Source organism: Methylobacterium sp. WL116, from assembly GCF_008039455.1.
Taxonomy (GTDB): domain Bacteria; phylum Pseudomonadota; class Alphaproteobacteria; order Rhizobiales; family Beijerinckiaceae; genus Methylobacterium.
In genome coordinates, this window is record NZ_VRUV01000165.1 from 1 (window position 1) to 8,544 (window position 8,544).

An 8,544-nucleotide genomic window follows, 5' to 3' on the forward strand; every position below is an offset into this window, starting at 1 on the left:
TTTGGCCCTGGGCCGGCAAGCCGCCACCAGGGGTACCAGTTCAGACCATTGCGCGTCGCTCAGCATCGTCCCTCCTGACTCAAAAAGATGAAAACGCAAGCCCCGCCAATCCGTTCAGGCCACGACAAGCCCTTGCCCCTAAGCCAGGGTGACACCGTCATCCTCAACAACCTCCGGACCCATAAGGTCAAAGGCGTGCGCGAGGCGATCGAGGCAGTCGGTGCCCGGCTCCTCTACCTTCCGCCCTACAACCCCGATCTAAAGCCGATCGAGATGGCCTCCGCTAAGCTCGAAGCCATGCTCCGATCGGCTGCGAAGCGCACCGATGCCGACCTCTGGGACGCCATCCGAAACGCCTTCGCTGCCTTCAAACCAGACGAATGCCGGAGCTACCTCGCCGCCGCGGGATACGACGCTTATGATCCAACCTGATCGGATACCGCTCTAGTTCGCCGGGAGGTTCGCAACGAAACCCAAAAAAACTTATCAGGCGTGGTGAGGCGCTACGGCATAGGTTGTCGATTGGGCCAAAAAGTGGTGAATGGCCTTTAGCCGCGACAGACATACAGCTATTGATGCGCTAGTTGCGATACGGTCTTAAACCACGGACTTGCGGCATGAACTTTCAAGATATCCGCACCTTGCCTCCGGGAGGCCTGATCGAAACCGACATCTGCATCGTCGGCGCTGGACCTATTGGGTTAACGCTCGCTGCCGAGCTCGCCGGATCGCAGCAGAAAGTATTGGTTGTGGAAAGCGGCGGACGAGTGCCGGATGCCTGGGCTGATGCGCTGAACGAGATTGAGAGTGTCGGTGCGCCGCGAGTTTTAGACCAAACTCTCGTGCGCAATCGGGGTCTTGGTGGAACGTCGCGGACTTGGTCAGGCCGTCTAGCCGCATTCGAAGAGTTCGACTTCACGCAGCGCTCATGGATTCCCGGATCGGGATGGCCCATCTCTCGCTCGGATGTCGAACCTTATTTTATACGGACGCTTGTCCACGCTGGCGGGGCCGTGGCGGATAACATTGATCCCGCCTTTATAGATTATGTCCTCAAAAACGATCGCAATTTATTTGATGCAAAGATACTAATCGACTATCTATGGTCTTACAGTCAGGATGCAGAACAGCGGCGCGACTTCATGCGCTTCGGCCCACGTGCTGCCAAGATCAAAGCTGATAGTGTCAAGGGGTTACTAAGCGCGACTGTGACACAGATTGAAATCGACCCGAACGGTCGATCTGTAATTGGCATTGAAATCATGGGTCCTGATGGCGGGGTGCGGCGGATCTGCCCTACCATCACTGTGCTTAGCGCGGGCGGCATCGAGAACGCTCGTATCATGCTAGCCTCGCGTCGAACTCTCGACAAAGGCATCGGCAACTTTCACGACCAAGTAGGCCGCTACCTTATGGACCACCCGCGTGGCCCAATCGGAGCATTCAGCCCGGCCGATCGCCTAGCTGCACAAATGGCGTTCGGCTCGTTTAGACCAAAGATCAACGGGAAGCCCGTGGTCTTAACTCGGGGCGTTGCGCTTTCGCCAAAGGTACAGATGGCCGAGGAACTCGTCGCTGCAGCCGCGTGGCTAAACGGACGCGTCAGTGACAACGATCCACTGTTGGCGCTTTTCAAGCTCGCTCGCCTTAAAGGCTCTCCCGGCAAACCACTATTGGAAGTTTTGTGTGAATTTGGGCTGATCGCAAGAGGTTTGGAGCGTCTAATCCGCAGGCGCAGCCCAGTGCGTAAGTTTGATTGGCTACATCTCGAATGCATTGTCGAGCAGCCTCCATACCCGGATAGCCGCGTTACTCTTTCTGATAAATCAGATGTTTATAATATTCCGCTATCGCGCATTGATTGGAAGATTGGTCAGATTGAAGGCCGTTCCGTTCGAGCTTTAGCGCGCTTATTTTGTAACGAATCCAAAAAAGTAGGAATGCCGGCACCAAGACTCGAGGATTGGGTGCTCGACGATAGTGCTCCTATGCCCCTGCCTGACGTTGCCCATCCCATGGGTACTACCCGAATGTCGGAACATCCCGCTCAGGGAGTTGTCGATCGCAATTGTCGGGTACACGGTATGAATAATTTGTTTATCGCTGGCACTTCGGTCTTCACGACTTCTGGGCATGCCAATCCAACACAGACAGCTCTGGCACTCGCAATCCGTCTCGCCGATCATCTGAAGATCGAGGGCGTCAAGATGGAGCCAACACCGGCCCTTTCCGTAACTGCACCGTCGCGCCGCGTCCGTCTAGCTCGGCCGACATCTAAGGCTGGCAAGCCGGTGATCCTTGTCACCGGAGGCGGAGGGAAAATCGGATCAGCTGTGGTCAAAGCGTTGATCGAGCAGGGTTATGGCGTTCGCGCCTTGACCTCACGTATGCGTCCACCTTCGCAAGAACCGCATCTTCAGTGGGTCACGCATGATCTCCGACAATCAGATCTTGACTTTTCGGCCGACGTCGAAGGATGCGCCGGTATTCTACATCTTGGTGCTGAGCTCAAACACGAAGAAGACATGGTTCGAGTCAACGTTGAGGCTACGCGCGCTCTTGCTATAGCAGCAGAAGCGGCAGGGGTTCGATTTATGGCGTATGCAAGTTCGGTGAGTGTCTACGGATCTCAGCACCAAGAGATTGTTGATGAAAATTCTGATACAATAACTTCTGATCACGATGTTATTTCCGAATATTGGGGAGATAGTACGCTTAGGAGTTATGGGCGCACCAAACTCGGGGGCGAGCTATCGATCAAACAAGAAGCAAGGAATGTCGAATATGTTATTTTTCGTCCAACCGTTGTGGTCGACCATAACGACGTTCTAGCTTTACTAAAGTGGGGCACAGTTCGTCGCGCCTTACTAGCCCACCGCAACGCTCATCATATTTTTGTTGGAGACGTTGCTGCAGCCTTTGTGTGGGCATTAGAACGCTCGCTTGTCCGCTTAAGCCCGAGGACTGGAGTTGAGGTTTTCAATCTTGGTGATGACACGGTCGACGATCCAACGGTGAAAGGAATCTTTGCTGAAGCCGCCAAAAGGGCACCAAATTCTATTGAGGCTGTCCGATATTTGCCTCGCGCCGTGGATTGGGGCAAGGATATTATTCGTTATCGCAGTGGATTAAGGCCGCGTCGCCCCCTTGGCATGATGCAGTTTTCAGTTAGGCGTTTAACCGAAGCTGGGTTCATACCGCCAACCGGGATGACTCAAATCCGCGCCGAGGCTATTGAAACACTGAATTTCAAACAGAATACCTAATGCAGGTACTCTGCCTTTAGGGCGGTTATAAGGTATGCTGCAAGTCGGGATGCAAGACGGAAGCCGTTGGAGGCTCCGTTCAAATAATAAATCTAGAGACCCCGCGCGGTCTTGCCAACTCGGCGATAGACTTCTGAGGTGAGAATGAGTTGGCCGGCTGCTGTACTATGGGTCTTAATAGTCGTCGCGCTTTTTGCGCGCGGTCCAAGCCTGCTCTATTTGCTGGTAAGCACAGGGGCTTTTGGTAGCTTGCAGATGCTGCCGTTCAGCGGTGGCGTAAACGTTTTGCCTCAATCTGCTTGTGCCGCATTGTTCGTCTGCAAGGTCCTCGTTCAACGCGGTAATATAATGCGCGCTACCGAATCTGCCCTTGATCCCCAGCGTATGATCCTATTCACCGCCTTCGTGGTCTACGCCGTATTTGGCGCATTGGTTCTACCGCGAACATTTTTGGGGTTGTTAGAAGTCGTTCCAATCTCGGCGCCGATGTCAGGAACGGATATATTGCGTCCTTCTTCAGGAAACTACACTCAATCATGTTACATCATGCTATCCTATGGAACGGCGTTGTCGTTTTCGATGATGGGCCAATCAGATATATTACGTATTCACTACCTACGTGCACTCCTTTGCGCTGCTTACGTCCTAGTTCTTACGGGGATCATTGACCTAGCTACTTACAATCTTCACATAGGATACATCCTGGAGCCGTTCCGCACCGCGACGTACTCCTTTCTGGTCGACGTTGAGGCCGAAGGAGCCAAACGGGTGGTCGGATTGATGACAGAAGCTTCATCCTTCGGGACGGTCTGTGTTGGCTTGATGGCGTCGTTGGTTTTTCTCCGGCCGTTCTATAGGAAGGGCCTGGAGCATCTCCTTGCTTTAGGAGCTATCGTCTTGCTGGGGGGCATGACGATCCTCTCGACCTCATCTACCGGAATTGTGGGCCTCGGAGTGTTGGGCTTCCTCTATGGAATAGATCTTCTCTACCGAGGCTTGGACACGGACAATAAACGGGGGGGGCAGATCAAACAGGAAATTGTCGTGATCTTCCTGGTCATTTTTGTGACTGTTTCTGGTACCCTACTTAGGCCGAACCTACTCGATCCAGTCTATACTATGATCGATGGATTAGTTTATGAGAAGGCGAAATCAGCGTCCTATGCTGAGCGCACAATGTGGACTAGAATCGGTTGGCAGGCCTTTCTTGATACAGGGGGGATGGGAGCTGGCCTAGGCTCAATTCGCGTATCCAACTGGGCCGTATCGATCCTCGGCAGCACCGGTCTGTTTGGTGCGATGCTGATGTTTGGTTTTATCGCACAGCAAGTACTGACGGCGCCAAGATCGATTTCGAAGGAAGATGTAGTATTTGGTACGGCGCTAAAACTGAGTTTACTACCTATACTTGCAATGTACCTAGTTGTCGCGACTATTCCTGATATCGGAATTGGCGTTGCTTCAATACTGGGCTTGATCGCCGCTACTCATACCCCCCGATCCGCTCCTGGACCGACTCTGCCCCTTTTAGAAGGTCGAGTCTGACGCGTAAATTAAGACCAAAAGAGTATAATGAAAGCGGATACTAGGAGACCCCTACTTCCCGACATTTAGGAGATCGCCCCTTTGACAGTGTCCATCAAAGACACAGCAGATCTCAATACAGCGAACTTGTTCGGTTTGAACCGTTCTGCGGCGGGAATATTCCTGCTATTTCGTGATTGCGGTGCAGCGTTATGCCTGGCAGAAAATCCTGATAATCAGTCAGGTACGTGTTGGTCAGCGCGTGGCGTTTGTGCCCGACGGCCCGACGGGCTTGATCATAACTGCGCTCGCCTGCCATCCCCACGCCACCGGAGTGCGCGGCTTGCGCTCCCCGATACAGCCGGTCGGACTGGCCTCGCGTCCGACCCGCTCCCGATCGGCCATCGTGAGGGCGTGAGCGAGGCGCTCGAACACGCCTGCCTTCGACAGGCGCAAGAACCAGCGATGCACCGTGCTCCAAGGCGGGAAGTCCAGCGGCAGGTGCTGCCACGCGCAGCCGGTGCGCAGCACGTATAGGATGCTGTCGAGGACGGTGCGCACGGGCCAGCGCCAGGGGCGGCCGGTGCTGGACGGTGCAGGGAGCAGCGGCGCGAGTACCGTCCATTCGGCATCACTCAGGTAGGTTGCATAGGGCAGGCTCTCGCGCGCGAGCTCCGCGCGGGTGGTCAGCCCCCATTGAAGTGGTCCGCCCTTTGGTATGGCTTTTGAGCCTGGAGGACGGACGAGATGGCAAAGCACCCGAAGCCCGAGGAGATCGTCGCGAAGCTACGTCAGGCGGACGTTCTGATTTCACAGGGCCAGAGCGTGGCCGATGCAATCCGCGCGCTCGGTGTGAGTTCGGTGACGTATTACCGGTGGCGGCGTGAGTTTGGCGGCCTGAAGTCGGATCAAGTTCGGCGGTTGAAGAGTCTCGAGACCGAGAATGCTCGGCTTCGAAAAGCCATCGCCGATGTGACGCTGGACAAGCTGATCCTGCAGGAGGCGTCCCGGGGAAGACGTCTCGAGCCCTGGGCGCCGACGCGCCTGTGTCGAGCACATCCAGCTGACGATGAACATCTCCGAGCGCCGCGCCTGTCGGACGCTCGGACAGCATCCCTCATCCTGAGCCTGTCACAAAAAATGCAGGGTAGGAACGACATCACCCCGTCGGTACCGGTTTGAATGCAAAATTTGAGTCTGTTTGGTTACGCCTCACCTTTGCCTGAACCCGGCGCATGGCCGCTCGTGCCTGTCCCACGTATTGGTCACACCCGTCGGGCATGCCGCTGAAGCTTAGCCGCTCAAGCTCAGGATCGGGATCGAGGGGATGTATTCCAGCGCTTCGATAGAGCCTTGGCCCTGTTCCTCAGGGGTTGCTGGTTTGTGGGGGGCGTTGAGATCCCATCACAGGGGGGCTGGGAATGGACGTGTTGGTCTGTACGGCGGTGTCCAGCCTCTTTGACGGCAGGCTTTGCGTTCTGATTGGGAGTTGTGGATTGGCCGGGCCTGGCGCTAGCGCAACGCTGCTCTGAGGCGACGCGATCGCACGTTGATCATTCGGTAGGGCAGCAATGGCAATGTTCTCCTGAGGCTTGGCTGCTTCCTGCTGACTCTCCAGTGCGTAATATTTTTTAATCGTTGGGTTATCACGAATGTACTGTAAGAATTCCGTCGCTGCACGAAGCTTATAGGCCTTCGATCCGTTGTCGAGGTTTCGGATTCGTTCGGCTTCGATCTCTCGGATCTCGGCTTCGTTGGCTTGATGACGCAATTCGAGCGAGGCGAATGCAAGTCCTGTGGCTGCACGTTGGAAAAAACCGCTTGCCTTGAAGGTTGGATGAGAGAAAATGAGATAGAACAGATTTGATCCCAGATACAGGAACACAATCAAACTAACGATGTCAGTCAAACGTCCGCTAATTGTCCAAAAAGCTAGCATGATCAGAAGTAGAAGCCCAGATATTGCAATCAGAGTGTATCGAAGAAAAAACATGATTTAGCTCGGAGGATTGTTTGCCACTGCTTATAATACGATAAATTTGCACGGCAAGCCTGTATAATTTTATATAATCAAATTGCCGTGCATATTATTTTGTTGGTTGGCTGTAGATACTTCGAGACCAATGATTACATACTCCGATGGTCTGTTGGAAAAGGGTATTAATCTGCATCCTATTGCATCGTATTTCATTTCCCCTTTATTGCTTTGATAAAATTCCCTTCTCAATCGTCCCGGATGGTCCAAGTAAATCGTACACCTCGGAGCACCAGTCCGCTGCGCCATTTCGAACGTATGCTTGATGGACTTCGCCCGACCATTTGCGAAGCTTGGCCTCGATGATCGATTCCTCGTTGGTCGTAATAGCAGTTGCCATTCGAAGCGTTGTTAGCTGTCCCGCACGAACCTGAAATCTTGGACAGCGGCTTTCCGCAAAAAGAGACGCTGCAGCTACCTTGGCATAACGCTCGAGCGCTTCGTCACGGCTCAAAGCAGGGCCTGACGGCATGAACGCGGCGACGAGTACGATGAGCACAGGATGCATCTCCCTCCACACGCGATGCGGTGCTTGCTGGATCATGTGTTCGCCGAGGCAGGCATTTAAATCTAGATTTTTGTCGATCGCTTGGCTCGTTGTACCAGCCGCGCTTTATGGGATCAAAGCCGCCCTCGTGGCTCGGGAAGCGGCTCTGATTGAACCGCTTTAGGATCTGCCGACTGCAACTGTTCCCCTCTGACGTGCTCCCTACGAGGTGTCGCTTTAATATCGCATCGCTTGGGATTCAGAGGGTTGGTTGGCTGTGGCAGCGGTTGGAAAGGGTGGAGTGCGATAAGGTCACGCCAGGGCGGGCTTGGCTGGAAGGTGCACAACGCGCGCCATCTCCGTCTCTGGTGTGGGGCGGGGATCCAGTCATCGAGACACCGCAAGGGCTGATCGACGTGACAGAAGACAAACCTGCCGCCTGCCGCAGCTACCGGATCGCCGGCCTTGCCGTCGCCGCCGGCTTGGCTGTGGCTGGTCCGGCCGCGTCGGAGACTCTAGAGGGCGCGCTCGCCAAAGCCTATGGGGGGAACCCCCAACTCAACGCCAGCCGTGCGGGCGTGCGCGCAACAGACGAGAACATCGCGATTGCCAAGTCGGGATACCGCCCGACGGTGAGTGTCGAGGCGGATCTCGGACTGCAGTATTATGAAGGCAATGGCGGTGGCGGCACCAGCACTGCGGGATCCGCGCTGGGTAGTACGTCCAGCAGCTTGTTGGGCGGTACGTCGAGTGGAGGGTTAGGCACAACGACGGGTGTCTCGACGGGTATCTCTTCCGGGACCACTGGCGTCTCAACAGGCGGAACAGGGTCTTCCTCGTTAGGTAATACGAGTGGCAGCAGTGGCACGTCCGGCGGCGGTGGAACATCCATAACAAGCACGGGAAGCAATACGTTTCGTCAAACGACCCTCCCGGGTGGAGCGGGTATTACGGTCACGCAGCCAGTTTTCGATGGCTTTCGAACTGACAACAACACGCGTCGGGCAGAGTCGACGGTTTATAGTCAGCGAGAGATCCTGAGATTTACCGAGATGTCCGTGCTGTACAGCGCGGTGCAGTCGTACATGAACGTGCTCAGCAACACCGCAACGCTGGAGCTGAACCGCAACAACGTCGAGGTGCTGGAGGAGCAGCTCCGCCAGACCCGCGACCGCTTCAACGTCGGCGAGGTCACCCGCACCGACGTCGCCCAGGCCGAGGCGCGCCTCGCC

General features: G+C 55.2%; 5 protein-coding genes and 3 pseudogenes. 5 read left to right on the forward strand and 3 right to left on the reverse strand.

The genetic code is table 11. From position 1 onward, the window contains the following. Positions 1–147: 147 nt before the first annotated feature. From FV223_RS13665 to FV223_RS13675, 3 genes and pseudogenes are all read left to right on the forward strand, one after another. Positions 148–432 (forward strand): annotated as a pseudogene (locus FV223_RS13665) (transposase); the annotation flags it as partial. 185 nt (positions 433–617) lie between these two features. After that, entirely contained in the window at positions 618–3,266 is a 2,649-nt protein-coding gene (locus FV223_RS13670) for a GMC oxidoreductase (RefSeq protein ID WP_147727564.1), read from the forward strand. A 144-nt stretch (positions 3,267–3,410) separates the two neighbouring features. Next, positions 3,411–4,811: a hypothetical protein gene (locus FV223_RS13675; protein WP_147727565.1), complete on the forward strand. Its 1,401-nt coding sequence runs from the start codon at positions 3,411–3,413 to the stop codon at positions 4,809–4,811. A 229-nt stretch (positions 4,812–5,040) separates the two neighbouring features. Here the strand turns inward: FV223_RS13675 and FV223_RS13680 are convergent. Continuing rightward, positions 5,041–5,480, reverse strand: a pseudogene (locus FV223_RS13680) (transposase); the annotation flags it as partial. A gap of 57 nt (positions 5,481–5,537) precedes the next feature. On the opposite strand from FV223_RS13680, the pseudogene FV223_RS13685 reads away from it, so the two are divergent. Beyond that, positions 5,538–5,913, forward strand: a pseudogene (locus FV223_RS13685) (transposase); the annotation flags it as partial. Between the two features lie 243 nt (positions 5,914–6,156). On the opposite strand, the gene FV223_RS13690 reads toward FV223_RS13685, so the two are convergent. Together FV223_RS13690 and FV223_RS13695 are read right to left on the reverse strand one after the other, a co-directional pair. Continuing rightward, positions 6,157–6,783: a hypothetical protein gene (locus tag FV223_RS13690; RefSeq protein WP_147727566.1), complete on the reverse strand. Its 627-nt coding sequence runs from the start codon at positions 6,781–6,783 to the stop codon at positions 6,157–6,159. Between the two features lie 205 nt (positions 6,784–6,988). Continuing rightward, a complete protein-coding gene (locus FV223_RS13695) occupies positions 6,989–7,369 on the reverse strand; it encodes a hypothetical protein (protein WP_147727567.1) in 381 nt (126 codons plus the stop codon). A 359-nt stretch (positions 7,370–7,728) separates the two neighbouring features. Here FV223_RS13695 and FV223_RS13700 point away from each other — a divergent pair. Then, positions 7,729–8,544, forward strand: an 816-nt coding sequence (locus FV223_RS13700) for a TolC family protein (RefSeq protein WP_187276139.1), incomplete at its 3' end; no start/stop codon positions are given.

Excerpts from the sequence above, each read along its gene's own strand:
- FV223_RS13695 (WP_147727567.1), bottom strand. The coding sequence starts at position 7,369 with ATGATCCAGCAAGCACCGCATCGCGTGTGGAGGGAGATGCATCCTGTG.
- FV223_RS13670 (WP_147727564.1), top strand. The coding sequence starts at position 618 with ATGAACTTTCAAGATATCCGCACCTTGCCTCCGGGAGGCCTGATCGAA.
- FV223_RS13690 (WP_147727566.1), bottom strand. The coding sequence starts at position 6,783 with ATGTTTTTTCTTCGATACACTCTGATTGCAATATCTGGGCTTCTACTT.
- FV223_RS13675 (WP_147727565.1), top strand. The coding sequence starts at position 3,411 with ATGAGTTGGCCGGCTGCTGTACTATGGGTCTTAATAGTCGTCGCGCTT.